Annotated in this window: 16 protein-coding genes; 12 read left to right on the top strand and 4 right to left on the bottom strand. The window is 36.6% G+C overall.

The genetic code is table 11. The features are described 5' to 3' along the window. Positions 1–644 precede the first annotated feature (644 nt). On the bottom strand, positions 645–875 hold the full coding sequence (locus ACT53H_RS15125) for a helix-turn-helix transcriptional regulator (protein ID WP_476009561.1): 231 nt from the start codon (positions 873–875) through the stop codon (positions 645–647). 515 nt (positions 876–1390) lie between these two features. On the opposite strand from ACT53H_RS15125, the gene ACT53H_RS15120 reads away from it, so the two are divergent. From ACT53H_RS15120 to ACT53H_RS15105, 4 genes are all read left to right on the top strand, one after another. Then, positions 1391–2266 carry a YagK/YfjJ domain-containing protein gene (locus ACT53H_RS15120; protein ID WP_476009560.1) on the top strand — a complete coding sequence of 292 codons (876 nt, stop codon included), beginning with the start codon at positions 1391–1393 and terminating at the stop codon, positions 2264–2266. 169 nt (positions 2267–2435) lie between these two features. Then, a complete protein-coding gene (locus ACT53H_RS15115; RefSeq protein ID WP_476009559.1) occupies positions 2436–3344 on the top strand; it encodes a hypothetical protein in 909 nt (302 codons plus the stop codon). Between the two features lie 256 nt (positions 3345–3600). Then, positions 3601–4710, top strand: coding sequence for an ImmA/IrrE family metallo-endopeptidase (locus ACT53H_RS15110; RefSeq protein ID WP_476009558.1), 1110 nt, complete (start codon positions 3601–3603; stop codon positions 4708–4710). Next, positions 4703–5209, top strand: coding sequence for a DUF4411 family protein (locus tag ACT53H_RS15105; protein WP_476009557.1), 507 nt, complete (start codon positions 4703–4705; stop codon positions 5207–5209). Before ACT53H_RS15110 ends, ACT53H_RS15105 begins: the two co-directional genes overlap by 8 nt. Before the next feature lie 38 nt (positions 5210–5247). On the opposite strand, the gene ACT53H_RS15100 is transcribed toward ACT53H_RS15105, so the two are convergent. Further along, positions 5248–5466: a hypothetical protein gene (locus ACT53H_RS15100; RefSeq protein WP_476009556.1), complete on the bottom strand. Its 219-nt coding sequence runs from the start codon at positions 5464–5466 to the stop codon at positions 5248–5250. Positions 5467–6120: 654 nt separating this feature from the next. Between ACT53H_RS15100 and ACT53H_RS15095 the strand changes: the two genes are divergently transcribed. The 6 genes from ACT53H_RS15095 to ACT53H_RS15070 all read left to right on the top strand — a co-directional run bounded on the left by ACT53H_RS15095 (position 6121) and on the right by ACT53H_RS15070 (position 10354). Then, positions 6121–6381, top strand: a complete 261-nt coding sequence (locus ACT53H_RS15095; protein WP_476009555.1) for a hypothetical protein — start codon at positions 6121–6123, stop codon at positions 6379–6381. A 264-nt stretch (positions 6382–6645) separates the two neighbouring features. Beyond that, positions 6646–7713 carry a J domain-containing protein gene (locus tag ACT53H_RS15090; RefSeq protein ID WP_476009554.1) on the top strand — a complete coding sequence of 356 codons (1068 nt, stop codon included), beginning with the start codon at positions 6646–6648 and terminating at the stop codon, positions 7711–7713. Between the two features lie 82 nt (positions 7714–7795). Then, positions 7796–8494, top strand: coding sequence for a hypothetical protein (locus ACT53H_RS15085; protein ID WP_476009553.1), 699 nt, complete (start codon positions 7796–7798; stop codon positions 8492–8494). Between the two features lie 60 nt (positions 8495–8554). Next, entirely contained in the window at positions 8555–8884 is a 330-nt protein-coding gene (locus ACT53H_RS15080; RefSeq protein WP_476009552.1) for a hypothetical protein, read from the top strand. Positions 8885–8967: 83 nt separating this feature from the next. Further along, positions 8968–9261 carry a hypothetical protein gene (locus ACT53H_RS15075; protein ID WP_311073074.1) on the top strand — a complete coding sequence of 98 codons (294 nt, stop codon included), beginning with the start codon at positions 8968–8970 and terminating at the stop codon, positions 9259–9261. A 55-nt stretch (positions 9262–9316) separates the two neighbouring features. Next, positions 9317–10354 carry a DUF932 domain-containing protein gene (locus ACT53H_RS15070; protein ID WP_476009551.1) on the top strand — a complete coding sequence of 346 codons (1038 nt, stop codon included), beginning with the start codon at positions 9317–9319 and terminating at the stop codon, positions 10352–10354. 183 nt (positions 10355–10537) lie between these two features. Here ACT53H_RS15070 and feaR read toward each other — a convergent pair whose 3' ends face one another. Next, the gene (gene feaR / locus ACT53H_RS15065) at positions 10538–11506 is read right to left on the bottom strand and encodes a transcriptional regulator FeaR (RefSeq protein WP_476009550.1); all 969 of its coding nucleotides are present in this window, start codon (positions 11504–11506) and stop codon (positions 10538–10540) included. Between the two features lie 339 nt (positions 11507–11845). Between feaR and ACT53H_RS15060 the strand changes: the two genes are divergently transcribed. Next, positions 11846–13192: a carbohydrate porin gene (locus ACT53H_RS15060; protein ID WP_476009549.1), complete on the top strand. Its 1347-nt coding sequence runs from the start codon at positions 11846–11848 to the stop codon at positions 13190–13192. Positions 13193–13210: 18 nt separating this feature from the next. Next, positions 13211–15439 (top strand): beta-glucosidase, encoded by a 2229-nt coding sequence (locus tag ACT53H_RS15055; protein WP_068614551.1) that lies wholly within the window; start codon positions 13211–13213, stop codon positions 15437–15439. 70 nt (positions 15440–15509) lie between these two features. Here the strand turns inward: ACT53H_RS15055 and ACT53H_RS15050 are convergent, their stop codons facing one another. After that, positions 15510–16532: an FUSC family protein gene (locus ACT53H_RS15050; RefSeq protein WP_476009548.1), complete on the bottom strand. Its 1023-nt coding sequence runs from the start codon at positions 16530–16532 to the stop codon at positions 15510–15512. Positions 16533–16550: the final 18 nt, after the last annotated feature.

The following is a 16550-nucleotide window of genomic DNA, read 5'->3' as shown; positions in this document are numbered from 1 at the left end:
AGTGCTGTAGTGCTGTAGTGCTGTAGTGCTGTAGTGCTGTAGTGCTGTAGTGCTGTAGTGCTGTAGTGCTGTAGTGCTGTAGTGCTTCTTAGAATTATGGGGGCAGCTTTCTAAAGAATTTATTAGACGCCTTTATTTGCATTTATGAATATTAGTAATTTTTCGGAATATATACTATTTGTAGAAAGGACAACTTCATGTTCAATAGGAGAGGATTGGATAATAAATTAAAATAAATCGATTAGGTTGAAATTTTAAAATATTAACTTGTATTATAATTCTTATTTGGGTGGCTGTTTTAATTGTGTAATTTTAAATAATCCTTATGCTTTTTTTGGATTGATGTGGATATGAATTTAATTTGAAGACTGAAATGAATTTTCAGTAAATTTTCTAATAGAATTATATAGAATCATTATATTTTTTTACTTTTTATTGATGGGTGAAGGTAATTTGTAGGTTGTTTTTAATACTCACTGTAAGGATTTGGTGTTTCTATTTAGTACATCGTGATCTTTACAATATATCCTATTTTCTTCCTATATCTCAAAATTCTATAAAACAAAAGCTTGATTATAAGTTGAGGACTCATCTAAACGTGTATATTCACCATAATCAATCACCGGAAAAATTACTTGCACAACTTAACGTTGTGCTAGCTTTGTCTCAATCCAGGTGTTGATTTCTAATGCTGACCATCCCACACGGTTTGTAGATAAACGAATTTGTTTAGGAAATGTTGAATCGTAATATTCAGATTTTGGATCTAAAAGATTGTAAATAGTTGCTCGGCTTAAACCTGTAAAGTCAATGACTTGTTTTAGGTTAATGATTTTATACATTACAAAGACAGTTTGGTTTGATGACGCATTCATGGTTTATTCCTTTCAAAATAATGCGTGCGTTTTTGCACATACCATGAGCAACCCAATAAAAAATAAATGCAGAGGAATAGATTGCTCTCTGTTCTAGATTCAATATATATTCGTTAATGCTGTTATATAACTTTAATTTTACTTAGAGTTTTATAAAGAGATATTTGATTAACTTTAGCTTTCTATAGATCTAATTTTTTGTAAGGTTTTCCTACTAGTTAAACCTACTTATTCTTCATAATGTCTTGAGATAATTTTTTTTCAGTGGCAGGTATATTAACTATTCTTATCTAGTACTCTTATTCATTACATTCATTCTTATGTAATACAACTAATTCATTGCAGTATGAGTAAATCAATATAAAGATGCATATAGAAATCTATCTTCTTATAGTTGAAGTGAAGAGCTAGTTCACCTTGTTGACTCTTTCTAAGCTTAATAGCTTAGAGTAATTACCATTAAAAAATAATCGATGTGCCTTACCTATGATTTAAACTCAACTTAGGTAAGTACAATGTCTCATCAAGCTCAAACTCTCATTGCAATCGAAAGCTTCATTGAGAGAATCCAGAATAATCAAATCAGTAATGATCAGATTCTTAGAGAGTTACAAGAACTAATCCCCGCTTTTAATATTCAGTATTGTCCGAATGTGTGGTACAGCCAACACATTCAAATTTTTATTTGTTTAATTCATTTAATTGAGAGTTATTTACAAGGACAGAGCTATGAAGGACTAGATATGCTCCTAGAGCATCAAGTGATGGCTTTACGTCAAGTAGTACAAAATAATTACTCCAATATTCTCAATGAGCGTCATGCATTTCAAATGCAAGAGCTACGGAATCAACAACGATTAACTAAATATATTGAGCACGTTTTACAGCAGAAATCACGTTCTTTGATTGTACGCGTAGATTTGAAGTATCCTGAACTAGTGCAGAGTTTAGTAAATATCCAGTTATTTGATCAGCACATGAAAGTACTTCGTAATAGGATATCAAATGGTGACCGTTGTTTCTCTGATTTAGAGGGTTTTGTGTGGGCATTAGAGCAGGGAGGGCACACTACAGGATTCCATTGCCATTTAATGCTGATCTATGATGGACATAAACATCAGAATGATTTTGGTCTAGCTTTAGCAGTTGGGGATTATTGGCAAGAAATTACGAATGGCTTAGGGACTTTCTATACGCCAAATGAATCTACTACGAAAGCTAGATTTGCAGAACAAGGAAACTTAGCACTTGGTCGTATTGAGCGAGCTAATCTTCAGCAATGTCAAAATGTAGTTGCTTATGTTACTTATTTCGCTAATCCAGAAAAATACGATCAGCGATTGCGTGTCAAGCTTAGTCCTGGTAGCCGGACCTTTGGGACTGGGCAGTAATTTATAAAAGATATTGTTTTTAAATAGATCGGAATTCACTTCACTTCGGTGGAGTGAGTTCTATTAAGGCGTGATGATTAAAGTTCTCTTTATCTTTTCTTTAGACAGAAAAATAAAAAATTATCGAGTTGGTCTTCCTATGTAATTTAACCAACTTGGAAGACTTTAGATGAATTTAGCTACTCTTGAACATCAAGTCATTGTTCGTTTTGAACATGATATACACGAGCTTTTTAAAGCAATTAAACTGAACAAAAAAGAATCGGATAGTGAGTATTGGCTAACTGTATTCAGTGCATATATCGATGAATGGTATTACATCATGCAGTACTACATACAAGCTGATTTTAGAATATGGATTCAAGAATTTAGGGAATGTTATTTAGCCGTAATGCTTGAAAGAAATTTAAGAAGCTTTAAAACCGAGAATGTAGAATTGTCAAAAGAAATTATTCAGGCGATATTACAAAGATTAATTGTTCGCTTCGGAACTGTAGCATTTGCCGAAAAGTTAAAGTTTATTAATGAAATGCATAGCAAACGAGTAGAGCGGGAAATTGAGAAATATCATCAAGCGACAGCTCATTATTATCAATTAAGAACAATTACACTCGGTCTAGGTTACGACCAGAATATTGCTGATGCTATTCCCATTTGTACCATGGCCCAACATATCCAGACTTTTGAAAAGCGAATTAGGAAAGATCGTCTGTTAAAAGTAGGACTTCGTTATGACTATCAAAGAGTCATGCATTTTTCTCCAAAAAATCAGTACATGATGTTGTTTGTAATGGTTTTTGATGAGAGTGTGATTAAAGATTATCACTATATCCTTTCAAGAATCTGTGCAATATGGCAGGAAGTTGCAGGTATGGTTGGAGAGGTGTTCGGTATCGAAAAGTTCAGGGAGCTGCAAAGTAGTGATGAAATAGAAGCGTTCACTTGGGAATTAGAAGATCCTATCGATGACTTGGAAACTATGCTGAGAACCACATTTGGTACGACTGAGCCAGAGAGTAGAGAACTACGAGTCTGGCAACATGGTTTTAATTCATGGAAGAGTAATGTGATGAGATAGCGGTAAAACTATATCTGAAAGCTAGTAGGAGTTGATTTACTGATTAGTAGATCAACTCTTGTTTATAACAACAATAATTTTTTGACTTTTCTTAAAATAATTAATGGCTTATAGGTAGATTATTAAAATATAATTTGTTTTCGATGTTTTTAATTAATTCTAAAAGAATTGAAGGTTGGTAATGTAGGCTTGTTACATTCTTTGTGCTAAGATTGATTAATATAAATTATATTTTGAAAAAGAGGAGGAGTTTGTAATGTCAATGAATATAAATACAAATACATTAAATTATTACATTCAAAATGCTCAAATCTCCTTTGAATTACTAAAATCAAAAATCAAAAACCTTGAAGAGTTTCTAAGTGGTGAAAAACAACCTACTTTTACACAATTGTCTGAAATTGCGAAAAAAATTAATGTTCCTACAGGACTTTTATTATTGGATGAACCAATCAATATCGAAGATAAACGTTTAGATTTTAGAACAGTCAATTCTACTGAATTAGAAGGAATGAGTGAGGAGTTGCGTGATACCATTCGGGAAATGGAAATAAAGCAGGACTTTTTAAGTAAAGAAATTCATGAAAAATTAGAATTTATCGGTAAATATTCAATTCATCATGATGTCGATTATATTGCAAAAATAATAAGAGAAAAATTAGGACTTTCATTATTCTTTCAGAGTGAAGCTGGAAATAATCCTTTAAATTATTTAAGAGATAAAATTAATCTAATTGGTGTATTTGTTTTTTTTAATGGTAAGGTTAAGGATAATACTCATCGGCCATTGAGTGTTAATGAGTTTCGTGGGTTTGTGTTACTTAACGATAAGGCCCCAATAATTTTTATTAATCAAAAAGATACTAAAGCTGGGCAACTTTTTACATTAGTACATGAGCTAGTACATATATTTGTAGGCTCTGAAGAGATTTTTAATATTGTTGATACTAGAGATTATCAGTTTGATAGAGTGGAAGCATTTGTAAATAAAGTAACAGCTGAAATTTTAGTTCCTAAAGAAGTTATATTAAGTTTAGATTTTATAGATACCAAAAAATTAGCTAATAAATTTAAGGTAAGTGAATTTGTTATTGTTAGAAGGCTGTTAGATTTAAATAAAATTGGTTTGTCTGAATATCATGAAAAAGTTTCTGAATTAAAAGATTTTTTTGATCAAATTCCACGAGTTGAGTCAAGTGGGGGAGATTATAAGAATAATATTAACTTTAGAATTGATAAAAGATTTTTTAATTATATTGAAAGTGCTATTAGAAGAGATCGTATTTCTTATACTGATGCTTTCAATATAATAGGGGTTGGTATAAAAGGATATAAAGCTTTAAGAGAGGGGAATGGGTATGAGTAAATATCTATTAGATACTAATATTTATATTAATTTTTATGATAGATATTATCGATTTGATTATTTTCCAAGTTTTTGGTCCAGATTACAAAGTATTTTAAATAAAGAAATAGTATTACCAGATATTGTAATTCAAGAAAATTATCAAGATGAGACATTTAGAGATTGGTTGTCACTTAATTTTAATGGCGCAATTTACAAACATAAGGAGTGTTCTGATATTTGGGGAGAGGTAATTCAACATATAGCAAAGTGTAATTTTTATAGTGACAAGGCTTTAACAAATGATAAAAGTTGGGCTCGAGAAAAGATTGCTGATGGTTGGTTAATTGCAATTGCAAAAAAAGAAAACTTGACTATTGTATCAAGTGAAACTCGAAATTATAACTTGAATGAAAAGCAACCAAATCAAAGTCCTAAAATTCCTGATATTGCTGATGATTTTGGTATTCGTTGTATAGATATGAATACTTTCTTTCAAGAAATTAGTTTAATTATTTAAAACTTAAATTTTTTGACTTTCTTAAAGGTAATATTAATTTAATCGCAATGCTTTTTTAATTGTAATGCAAGGTTATAAGCAACCTTTTGGGGTATGAATTCAGCTACAAAGTAATCCATAGGTGGTGTGAAACTAAGAGATTGCCTACGGTACAGTGTTAGTTTGCCATTCTGTTTATCGCGAAAGGTAAATTCATTGGATGGGTGTGAATATTCTTGACCATATAGTGGGCCACCAATACATTTCAACCTTAACATTTTCCGTCCTTAACGAATTTACATCATGAAATTATAAGTTAGTTTAATAACTAGAATCATGTCCATGATTCTTAAAATCAACAAAATAATACTATAATTGTGTACTGAATAATCATTAACTAAATTTACTTAATGGTTAGTTTAAATAGCTAATCTGATGAAAAACAATAACAATTACTTAACTACTTAGTCTATAGAACATTGACACCTTAAATTTTGCGCATTATCCTTCTCAATCTGGCCTACATTGCCAGATGGTTTTGACAGACCATGTAGTAAGACCGCATCAGACTTATTCCTTTCTGAGGGATAGTTTTATGTGTACCTCTCGTTCCCTCCCGTTGCGGTAGGACGGGAGAGGGACACCTATGGTGTGCTGGAGTCTTACCCAGTCTGTCAACCCTTTCTCGTTCTGCCACCATAATTCTCTAATGCTTTGGCAGAACTCCCAATATAAAGGAGTTGGCTATGCATATTCTTTTTATACATCCTGATTAATTTTAATAGGGTTTGATGAGCTTATAGTTTTTCAAGCTTTAGATTTTTCTGTCTAAAAATTTAACTTAATAAATATGTCATGTGAGATACAGCGTGGCAGGGCTTTCTGTTGCCTAAAAAAGCTTAACCTCCATGACTATGTCGCTGGATATAACGATGAAAAATAAAATTTCGATGGGTTTATTGGGTATCAGCCTTTTAATGATTAATGGTTGTTCTTCTGATTTCGAAAAGGGCATGAAGCAAGGGTGTCACAGCATGGGAGGCAGCCGTAGCTATTGTTCATGTGTCTATAAAAAAGTTGAAGAACATTATGGCAATAAAGTTATGGATCAGATCGAGAATGTGGCCTATTTACCTGCTGATATAGACCGTGTGATGTATCAGTCAGGGGAGCAATGTGTAGATAAGTTTTAGCAGCCGATATTTAAAGCTTTAAGCAAATCATTGAATCACTTATTTCCTGTTGCCTCACGCAAGGGGAAGAGGTAGTGCAACCAAATTTAGGAATATTGATCATGAAACATCCATTTTTTACTTTTTATTTCACGATTGTGATTGGTTATTGGCTGTATTGCATTTGGGAGTATCCGGGGCATTATTCTGGTGCTTACTTACTCGGTCGCGCTCTGGTTTGGCCGGTTATATTGATACGCTGGTTCTTCTAGGGAGCTTATGACTATGAGCATACAGGAACGAATCCAACAGAGTCAGTGGGTGCCCTTATTGCGATGTAGCGATAATATTTATTTTTCACCAGTCATTCCCAATAAAAAGCTACAAGGTGCTATGACCTATCTCCCACATGATGTAAGTCCAAATGATGTCTTGATGCTGATTGATGACACTGTATTTGGTAGTGCTAAGGTCGGGATGTGCCTCACTTCAAAAGGGATTTTCTATAAAGCCAGTTTTGAAGATGAACAAGCTTATTTGTTTGAACACATCCAGCAGGTAGAGGCTGATATTGGAATGATCACCAGTTCCATTTTGATCAATGGTCGGGATGAATTGAATTTTAGCCAACTCGATAAAGGTACGATAAGAACCTTGGTCGCGTTCCTAAAAGAATGTTGTCGGGGTAAACAAGAAACCAATCAGACAATTATAAAAATTGATCTCGAGATGCGGATCATAATTGATTTATTTACATACTTTATTACGTTTACTGCGGGGCAATGGAATGCTTGGTCGAAAGAAGCAGTATCTGATCATTTTACCAAATTAAATAATGCAGCCGTGCATCAGTATGTCGAAAAACTAGTAAATGAGCAGGCGCGCTTTGAATATGAAGACTTGTTGCATCGTCTGGCAGACCTGAAAGATAATCTTGCCTATAACCACCGTAGAGAGATGATTGAGCAACTGGTCTATGCCATGGCACTTGGTCAAGTTGAGCAGAATCAGGCTGATTTATTCATGACTCATTTGTGCCGTGTAACTAACGTCTCAAAGGCGGTCTTACCTGATCTGGTCAAAATTATCTATCAATGTCTAGCAGAGGAAATGAATCAGAAAAAAGTTTCTGATCTGAGTAAGGAACAACTACAGGCCTGCAAACTTCTTGAAATTCAGCCTGAAGTTCTTACTGAGCAAACCCTTCAAGCTGCTTACCGGACAAAGATGGCTGAGTTCCATCCAGATAAATACCAGACCTTACCTGAATCCGTGCGACAGCTTATTGAGCAACAGGCACAGCAATTGAATGAAGCGAGAGCTGCATTAAAGAGCTATCTAGACAATAACTAAGAATAAAGAATTTTCAATTACATATTACCTCAATGAAGGTAGCACTTAATGCGCCGTATATCCTCTATTTCAAGGTAACAATATGAATATGATAAAGAACAGTGTTAATTCAGCCCCAAAAATACCGCCATTATATTGGCTGTTAACTATGGTCATAATGGTGGTGTTAATTGCAGGTGGGTTTTTATTTAACCAACATCAAAAACGACAAACTGAACTTCAGTTAGCACAATTAGCTTTAGAACAATCTAAAGTACAAAATCAATCTACTGCAACACAAGCAACCTCTGAACCTGTTGAATCAGATTTCACCGGCATTGAAAGTATGGTGGAAAACCCAGAATCAGAATCTACTCATTCACAAGCTGAGGATGAAGTGGTTGCAGGTGCAATAGCTGCAGTTGATCAGGCAAAAGCACAAGATACGAATATTGGAAAGCTCAGTTCAGAAGTTGATGGTGAGTACCATGAAGGACAAACTTTAAGTTCCAATGCTTCCCGTTACGGGCTAAAACCAATCAAATCTGCACCATCCGATTTAAAGTCAACCATTCCTACCATTGACCAAATGTTAGCGTCGCATCTCATGAATGTATGGGGCCGTTCAAGTCAAGATCAGGTGAGTAAACGAGTAGAAGGATGGAGTCAGCAAGGCAATACCATGACCTATCGTGCTGCATGGGATTCTGATCGTTATCAATGTACCTGGTATGTGGTGAGTTGGGATAAGAACAGCAATCAAGTTCTCAAAGAAGGATACCAGTCATGTTTTGTTCACTAACTTAAATAACCTTTTAGCATTTATTGAATAATTACTTTTATTTACATCAGAGAAAAGATTATGAACTTTATTAAACTTATCACTTGTGGAATCTTAAGCCTTTCAATCAGTTCTATTGCCCTTGCTAAAACAGAGCAGGTTACTTTAAAAGCCAACGTCTATTACGGCGAAGAATCAGTTGTATTTCCAACTACTAAAGGCGAAGTCATTTTAAATAGCTACGCGATACCAGCCAAAGTTGTTCCCCAAGTTAAACCATATAAGAAAGGACAATGCTTAGAAGTCAAATCAAAACATGGTTTCTTTAAAGACACTGGTGATGGGCAATATATTGAGAGTATCCAACCTTGTAGCAAGAAAGGTTTAGCTACTCCAAAAATAACTCATTAATCCAAAAAAACGTCATAAGTCTAATCACACCACAAGCAATTGCTTGTGGTTTTTTTATGCCTTTTATTTGGGAGGATAACTATATGCATCAATGTCCTTACTGCCATTCGAGGCATCTGAAATTACTACGGCAGTCGGAGCAAAGCCACCAAAGCGTATTTGCAAAACTTTCATCTTTTTCACCGATGTCTCTGGCAGCAGCCTGTATGCAATTGTCAAAGCGCAGTCCTATACATCCTTTGGTTGGGGGCTTTGTTGGTTTGGTTGTAGGGGGCATGTTTCTGCTCTACGTCCAGCATCAAGACAACACGGTGACGTTGCATTACCAGTGTGAGCAATGTCTGGAACACTTTGAAATCAAACAGTCGAGTTTTTAGTAACTCTTATTTTCACAACATTCAAATTATTTAAATCAATTAAAGGAAATCAATTATGGCACATCAAGTTGAAACAATGGCTTTCGTTGGTCAAACCCCATGGCATGGTCTGGGTAATCAGCTATCACAAAATCAGCCAATAGAAATCTGGGCAAAGCAGGCGGGTATGGACTGGCGAATTGAATCATCCAATGTCAGCTATATGGCAAAGAATGAACGGGGACAAAATATTCTCATGCCGTATGAAGATCAGCGAGTGCTTTATCGTTCTGATACGCATGAACCGTTATCAGTTGTGAGTCAGCGTTATCAGGAAGTGCAACCCATGGAGATATTAAACTTCTATAAAGACCTGACAGAACAATCTGGTTTTGAGCTGGAAACAGCAGGAGTACTCAAAGGTGGACGTAAGTTCTGGGCATTGGCAAGAACAGGACAATCAGCAGCACTGAAAGGAAAAGATGTCAGTAATGGCTATATTCTTCTAGCAACTGCTTGTGATGGGACATTAGCTACCACGGCTCAATTCACTAGTGTCCGTGTGGTTTGTAATAACACCTTGAGTATTGCGATACGAGGACAAACTAGCGATGAGGGTGTAGTGAAAGTACCGCACAGTACCAAGTTTGATGCAGACAAGATCAAGCAGCAGCTGGGTATTTCTATTAAAACCTGGGATGAGCATATGTATGAAATGAAACAGTTGAGTCAAAGAAAAGTAACTCAACAGGAAGCAAGTGCTTACTTTGATGCGGTGTTTAATAACACGACAATGGGTGCTACAGATCAAGAGGAAAGTATTATTCAGTATTATCTTAAAGCAGCATCCATGGACAAAAACTCAAACTCCAAATCTGAACCAAATGGTCGAGCCATGTCGAAGGCTATGGAAATGTTCAATGGGCAGGGACGTGGAGCAGATTTAAGTTCAGCTAAAGACACAGCTTATGGTTTACTTTGTAGTATTACCGAGTTTGTTGATCATGAACGCCGTGCGATGAGCCGTGATCATCGATTAAATTCAGCATGGTTTGGTGCGGGAGCCAACCTTAAACAACGTGGATTGGAACAGGCATTAAGAATGGTAGGATAGAGTTAATTAATTAGCCTAAGTAGAGCCATATCAAATTTATTCTATTTAACTGCATCTTCGGATGCAGTTAATTCTATTTAAAAAATAGGAAAGTGTTTTTTAGATGTGATTACAAAACATTCTGTTTTAAGTTTGCTACTCTAATCACCTTTATACTTTATTCTATTTTTTGTGTACCTTGATTTATTTCTTCGAATCTAGAAATTGTTCCCGATAAAGTTTGGGTGGCAAGCCAAATTGTTTTTTAAAAGAACGGCTAAAGTGAGTACCATGTGTGAATCCCCATTCAAATGCAATTTGTGAGATGGGTTTGTTTTTTAGGGCAACATTCTCAAGGTCTCGACAACAAAATTCAAGACGTTTAATCCATATATAGTGTGCTAAGGGCATAGGTTCATCTTCAAAAATCCTATATAAAGAGCTAACAGACATTTCCAATGCCGAAGCTATTGTTGCAACAGAAAGTTCGGGCTCGTCCAGATTTAGTTCGATATATTTTTTTATTCTTTTTAGATGATAAGACCTTACAGAATTCAACTGAGTTTCATTATTTTGAGGCATGCTCTGCAGTGCCCCTGCAACCATTTGTAAAATTGCTCCAGATACACTTAGCTGTGTTTCATGTGGGAGAGTTGAAAGCTGATCAAGTGAGGTGAGAAAATTAGATAGAATATTTCCCATGGGATGTTGTCTAGGCATTTTGTATGCACATAATCTCTCAGGCGCTGCAATATGTTGTTTTAATAACATGCGAGGTATACGTAGAACCAATTTCTCAAAATCATCATTGAATCCCATGCGATAAGGACGTGTGCTATCAAAAAGAATAAAATCTCCAGGTTGGAGCGAAACAGATCTGTTATCCTGCTCAAGAAAACCATTTCCTTTTAATTGCAAGCTGAACAGGAAGAATTCCTCTTCGCCCTTATCCATTCTGATTTGGCGATTATTACGTGAAACAGTATGGCTAGAAGCATTTAACTTCATTACATCAATTTCTGAGACTCGATCATGGATGAGTTCCGCATGAATGTCTTTTGATGGTGTAGAGTGTTCCATTGTCAAATCTAGTTCAACAAAACGCTCACGAACTATTTGATGCCAGAAATCATAACGCTGTGATTGCGGAAGCATATCAGTACTAATCAACATGTTAATTCTCCATCCTGGATGTTCTTATAAAATCTAGCAAAAATGATGCCGCGATTGCTGTGACAGTAAATGAGGTTCAGAGCAACGGTAAAACTAGTCATATTTAGCTAAAATTATTCCTTAAATGCCTTGAACAAATGTAATTCTTCCTGAATTTGCACTATTGTAAGGCTCCTTACAGATTAGCACGCTTCGTAAATGTGCAACATCACTTGCAGTAATTTTGAGCAAAAACATCAATAAGTCTGGTACATGGATGGCTAGTGGCTGACTGCAATAATCCCTGAAGCTTTCTTAACGAAGAAAGTAAAAAATTAAAATATTGAGATTGGGATAGAAATGATAGTAATGCGAAAAAGGGTGATAGTCAGTCTTCTGGCTCTATCTGGTTTTTATAGTATTTCTGCATCAGCTTATGATGTTTTGGATAACGATTCTCCATGGGCTCTTGGCGACTGGGGGGGAATGAGAGAGGAACTGAATAAAAAAGGTTTTAGTTTTGGCCTTCAATATCATAATGAAATAGCATCAAACGTTGCTGGAGGATACGATACTCGTACTACTTTAGGGACTTCTGACCAAACAACTGTATTGTTCAATTATGACTTGAGCAAAATGACAACAGTGGATGGTCAGTTCAATGTGATTCTGACAAATCGAAATAACCATCGTCTAATTACTACGGAAAGGGTTAATGATCCTCGTTCTGGCACGCTGCCAAATCTGACACAGGAAGTTTGGGGATATGGTTCTGTTAACCGTATTACTCGTCTGACATATACCCAAGGTATTGCTGATAGAAAGTTTCAATTCACCTTCGGTAAAATGACTCCAACTGCTGATTTTTTCCCAAGTTATCCCGAATTTCAATCTCTTCTAAACAGCGGAACTGTTCCAGGAATTAGTCCTATTTGGTACGGATGGCCTATCGGTTCGTGGGGGGCAGACTTTACTTGGAATATTTCGCCAGAGATTTATCTTCGTGCGGGAGTGTTTCAACAGAATCCAGAGTTAACGAAAAATGATAAAGGTATGTCGCTTACCTTTTCTGGTGGTCAGGGAGAAATATATCCTGTTCTGTTAGGGTGGCGTCCACACTGGGGCGAAAATAAGTTAGCCGGCAATTATTTTATTGGAGCATTTTATAGCAATGTAACTGCTGATGATGTTTATGAAGGTCCAAATGGAGGTGCTGAAGCATTTAATCCAGCAGCAGGTTATAAAAAACATAATAATAAACGTGCTGCATGGTTCTATCTAGATCAACAATTAACAGGACCAGGTGATGGAAGCAAAAAGGGCTTAAAAGGTTTCATTAACGGCGAGATTAACGATAAAAATACTTCAGTTCTCCACTACGCATATGGTGCGGGTCTTTATTATACAGGGCTATTTGAAAACCGGCCTGATGATATGCTGGGCATAGCTTCAACTTATATCAAAATCAACGATAGATGGTCACAGAATAGAACAATTGCGAACGAGCTTACAGGAGTTTCGGATTATTCTGACCCGACTTATTTACCGCCTGGTGGTGGTGAACTTTCTACAGAGCTGTTTTATCGAATCAAAGCAACGGGTTGGCTGACGCTTCAACCAAATATCCAGTATTACCACTCGCCGGGTGCAGTTAAAAATGTACCTGATGCTCTTGTTATTGGTTTACAGACAAAAATTGATTTTTAATTATCGGAAGAAGATCACATGTTTAAATATAGCCCTATAACTTTAGCAATTATTATTGGCTGCTGTCAGGCTGTTAATGCAGAAGATGCTGCGAAAAGTAAACCTTGGATGAACAATAAACTAAATGCTGATCAGCGAGCTTCAGCACTTGTACAGGTAATGACATTAGAAGAGAAAATTCGCCGTGTACACAGTGAAATGGCTTTGCCCATTTTAGGATTTTCAGTGCCAGAAGGAGCTATTGGCTCAGCTGGCTATGTGCCTGGGGATGACAAACTAAGAATCCCTGCTTTACAAGTTAGCGATGCCAGCTTGGGTGTAACCAACTCGGCAAATGTTAGGCCAAATGATGGTGCAACTGCTTTGCCATCTGGCTTATCAAGTGCAGCAACTTGGGACCCAGTATTAAATTATCGGAATGGACAACTTATTGGAGGTGAAGCATGGAGTAAAGGGTTTAATATTTTACTTGCTGGCGGGATAAATCTGGCGAGAGATCCACGGAATGGACGAAATTTTGAATATTACGGAGAGGATCCATTACTTGCTGGGATTATGGTAGGGCATAGTATTCGTGGCATACAGAGCCAGCATGTACTTTCGACAATCAAGCATTTTGCGATGAATGATCAAGAAACTGTTCGGCAGGGAATGAGTGCGGATATTTCAGAAGATGCTATGCGTGAAAGTGATCTTTTGGCATTTAAAATCGCAATGGAAATTGGGCAACCTGGCGCTGTAATGTGTGGTTATAACCGTGTAAATGGAATTTATTCTTGTGAGAATAAAGAGTTGTTGCAAAGGATTCTAAAGGATGACTGGAAATATCGTGGATTTGTAATGTCGGATTGGGGAGCAGTCCATAGTGCAGAAGCTGCGCTTACAGGTCTTGATATTGAAATGGGATCCCAGTTGGATAGATTACTTTACGGAAATGTCTGGTTTGATAAACCTCTTGCTGAAGCAGCAAAAGATAAGCCTGAATATTCAGCTCGATTGGATGACATGAATCATAGAATTTTACGTTCACTTTTTGATAGTGGACTGTTTGAACATCCTCCAACTATTACACCGATAGACTACAAAAAAAATGCAGAAAAAGTTCAGCATGCTGCTGAAGAAGGAATGGTGCTACTAAAAAATGAATCTGGATTTCTTCCTTTAAAGGATAAAGCTCAGAATATCCTTGTTATTGGTGGTAATGCTGATATAGGTGTGCTGACAGGTGGAGGTTCATCACAGGTTACGCCTGTTGGGGAACCCCCAATGATAGTTCATACGGGTGGCGAAGGATTACTGAATTCGCTCAGAGATCAGACTTGGTTTAAGTCATCCCCACTTGCTGCTTTGAAAGCAAACCTACCTAAAAGTAAAATTACATTTAATGATGGACGTAATGTGGGAGAAGCTGCTGCATTAGCTAAAAAAGCTGATATCGTCATTATCTTTGCAACACAATGGATGATGGAAAGCTATGATGCCTTCGATCTTTCATTACCAGATGGTCAGGATGCAATGATTGAGGCAGTTGCTCAATCAAACCCACAGACTGCTGTTGTACTAGAAACTGGTGGTGCAATCACTATGCCGTGGTTGAAGAATACAAAAGCGGTACTGCAGGCATGGTACCCAGGTTCAGCAGGAGGACCTGCTATTGCTAATGTTCTTACGGGTATAGTGAATCCATCTGGCCATTTACCAGTTACTTTCCCAAAAAGCCTAAAGCAATTACCAAGACCTGAAATTGTTGGGTTTGGAGAACCAGAAAACGCTAAAGTCAATGTGAATTATAATATTGAAGGTGCTGAAGTTGGTTATCGTTGGTTTGCGAAACGCAATGAAAAAGTTTTATTTCCATTTGGTTTTGGACTTTCATATACCCGATTTACATTTAATGGAATACATGTAGATTCGACAAATCCATTGAAGATGAGTGTAAATGTTAAAAATGTGGGTGATATCAAAGGTAAGGCGGTTCCACAATTTTATTTACATAATGTGAATAAAAAGGTTAAAACAAGACTGCTTGGTTGGGAAAAGGTTGAACTTGCACCAGATGAAGAGAAACGAGTGACTGTAACTGTTGATCCACGCCTCTTAGCTGATTACTCTATTAAAGATAAGCAATGGAAAATAGCAGCAGGGAATTATACAGTAGCAGTAGGCTCTTCTTCAGAGGATGATTCTGAAAAGACAACTGTGGTACTAGAGCCTTCTTCATTTGCTGATAGTGCGGTTAGTCATTAATAAATGGCCTCGAAAGAGGCCATATCACTTCGCACTTAAATAGTTTTTAGAAAAATAAACTAAACTAACTTCAGTGTCTTTGCCTAAGTACTAAACGATATGCAAAAGATACTAGCGCTGCTGCAACTATTAATGCCAGACATTCATTAAAAGCTGTTTTAATCGACACAGCGGACATACCTGCTTGGCTTGCTAATAGAAAACACATATTTCCATCTAAAGCTGGGGCAGCAGTCTTTGGCCAACATCTTAGTAATCCACCAATTAAGAAAAAAGGTAAAATTGTCAAAATGATCATCGATGTGCTGAGAAAATATGGCTGGATAGTAAAACGATAAAAAAATGCTAGACACACGCCGAAGATAACCCCAATAAACATTTTTAATGCCATATCGTATGGGTCTTTAAGACTTGCTAATGCCATTGTAAATATACAGGTCCCTAGCGTTACAAGTTCACCCGCAGACCAGCCGCTCTGATGAAAAGTGATAGCGCAAAGTAAAACACCAGTACTTGCTAATAAAGCAAACCGTAAAGCCTTTACATTGTCCTGATGTTTCTGAATGTGGGGATGATGGATAGTGTGGGGACTCCACTTTAATAATCCACTGTACCAAATCTCATCGTTATTCGCTTGCGTATAGCGTGTTGTAATAACCGTGACTAAGATAACGCCAATGAAGGTACATTGGATACGAGATAAGGCGAGTTCCCAAGCATGCTGTTTAAGCATTAGCGCAGGTACTAAGATTATAATAATTGTCACAGCCATCATTTGCGGTGCATAGCCTTTCGTACCATGGCTGACTCGCATGCTAAATATGGTGATAAAAATAGTGAATGAAATTAGAGAAATTATTATCCATGCGTTATTAGTGGCTTTGAGAATAGTAAGCCCTAGTAATGCACCTGCAAGGGTACCTATTATACGATAGGCACCTCGCTGGAACATCATTCCTCTTACTTGTTGAGAGATGACCCATACAGGCATCGCTGCCCAATAAGCATTATCCACCCCAAGTAAAATTGCGATTGAAAATGATAACCAAGCTGCAATGCTAAGCCGTAGACCATGTGAGATATTTGTATTCATTGAATTTCTTTAAAATAT

Source organism: Acinetobacter sp. DMC2 (assembly GCF_056314305.1).
This window is presented reverse-complemented; position numbering and strand designations above follow the sequence as displayed.

Coding starts and splice junctions, on each gene's coding strand:
- ACT53H_RS15090 (WP_476009554.1), top strand. CDS start 6,646: ATGAGCATACAGGAACGAATCCAACAGAGTCAGTGGGTGCCCTTATTG.
- feaR (WP_476009550.1), bottom strand. CDS start 11,506: ATGTTGATTAGTACTGATATGCTTCCGCAATCACAGCGTTATGATTTC.
- ACT53H_RS15120 (WP_476009560.1), top strand. CDS start 1,391: ATGTCTCATCAAGCTCAAACTCTCATTGCAATCGAAAGCTTCATTGAG.
- ACT53H_RS15050 (WP_476009548.1), bottom strand. CDS start 16,532: ATGAATACAAATATCTCACATGGTCTACGGCTTAGCATTGCAGCTTGG.
- ACT53H_RS15080 (WP_476009552.1), top strand. CDS start 8,555: ATGAACTTTATTAAACTTATCACTTGTGGAATCTTAAGCCTTTCAATC.
- ACT53H_RS15055 (WP_068614551.1), top strand. CDS start 13,211: ATGTTTAAATATAGCCCTATAACTTTAGCAATTATTATTGGCTGCTGT.
- ACT53H_RS15115 (WP_476009559.1), top strand. CDS start 2,436: ATGAATTTAGCTACTCTTGAACATCAAGTCATTGTTCGTTTTGAACAT.
- ACT53H_RS15095 (WP_476009555.1), top strand. CDS start 6,121: ATGAAAAATAAAATTTCGATGGGTTTATTGGGTATCAGCCTTTTAATG.
- ACT53H_RS15105 (WP_476009557.1), top strand. CDS start 4,703: ATGAGTAAATATCTATTAGATACTAATATTTATATTAATTTTTATGAT.
- ACT53H_RS15085 (WP_476009553.1), top strand. CDS start 7,796: ATGAATATGATAAAGAACAGTGTTAATTCAGCCCCAAAAATACCGCCA.
- ACT53H_RS15075 (WP_311073074.1), top strand. CDS start 8,968: ATGCATCAATGTCCTTACTGCCATTCGAGGCATCTGAAATTACTACGG.
- ACT53H_RS15070 (WP_476009551.1), top strand. CDS start 9,317: ATGGCACATCAAGTTGAAACAATGGCTTTCGTTGGTCAAACCCCATGG.
- ACT53H_RS15125 (WP_476009561.1), bottom strand. CDS start 875: ATGAATGCGTCATCAAACCAAACTGTCTTTGTAATGTATAAAATCATT.
- ACT53H_RS15060 (WP_476009549.1), top strand. CDS start 11,846: ATGATAGTAATGCGAAAAAGGGTGATAGTCAGTCTTCTGGCTCTATCT.
- ACT53H_RS15110 (WP_476009558.1), top strand. CDS start 3,601: ATGTCAATGAATATAAATACAAATACATTAAATTATTACATTCAAAAT.
- ACT53H_RS15100 (WP_476009556.1), bottom strand. CDS start 5,466: ATGTTAAGGTTGAAATGTATTGGTGGCCCACTATATGGTCAAGAATAT.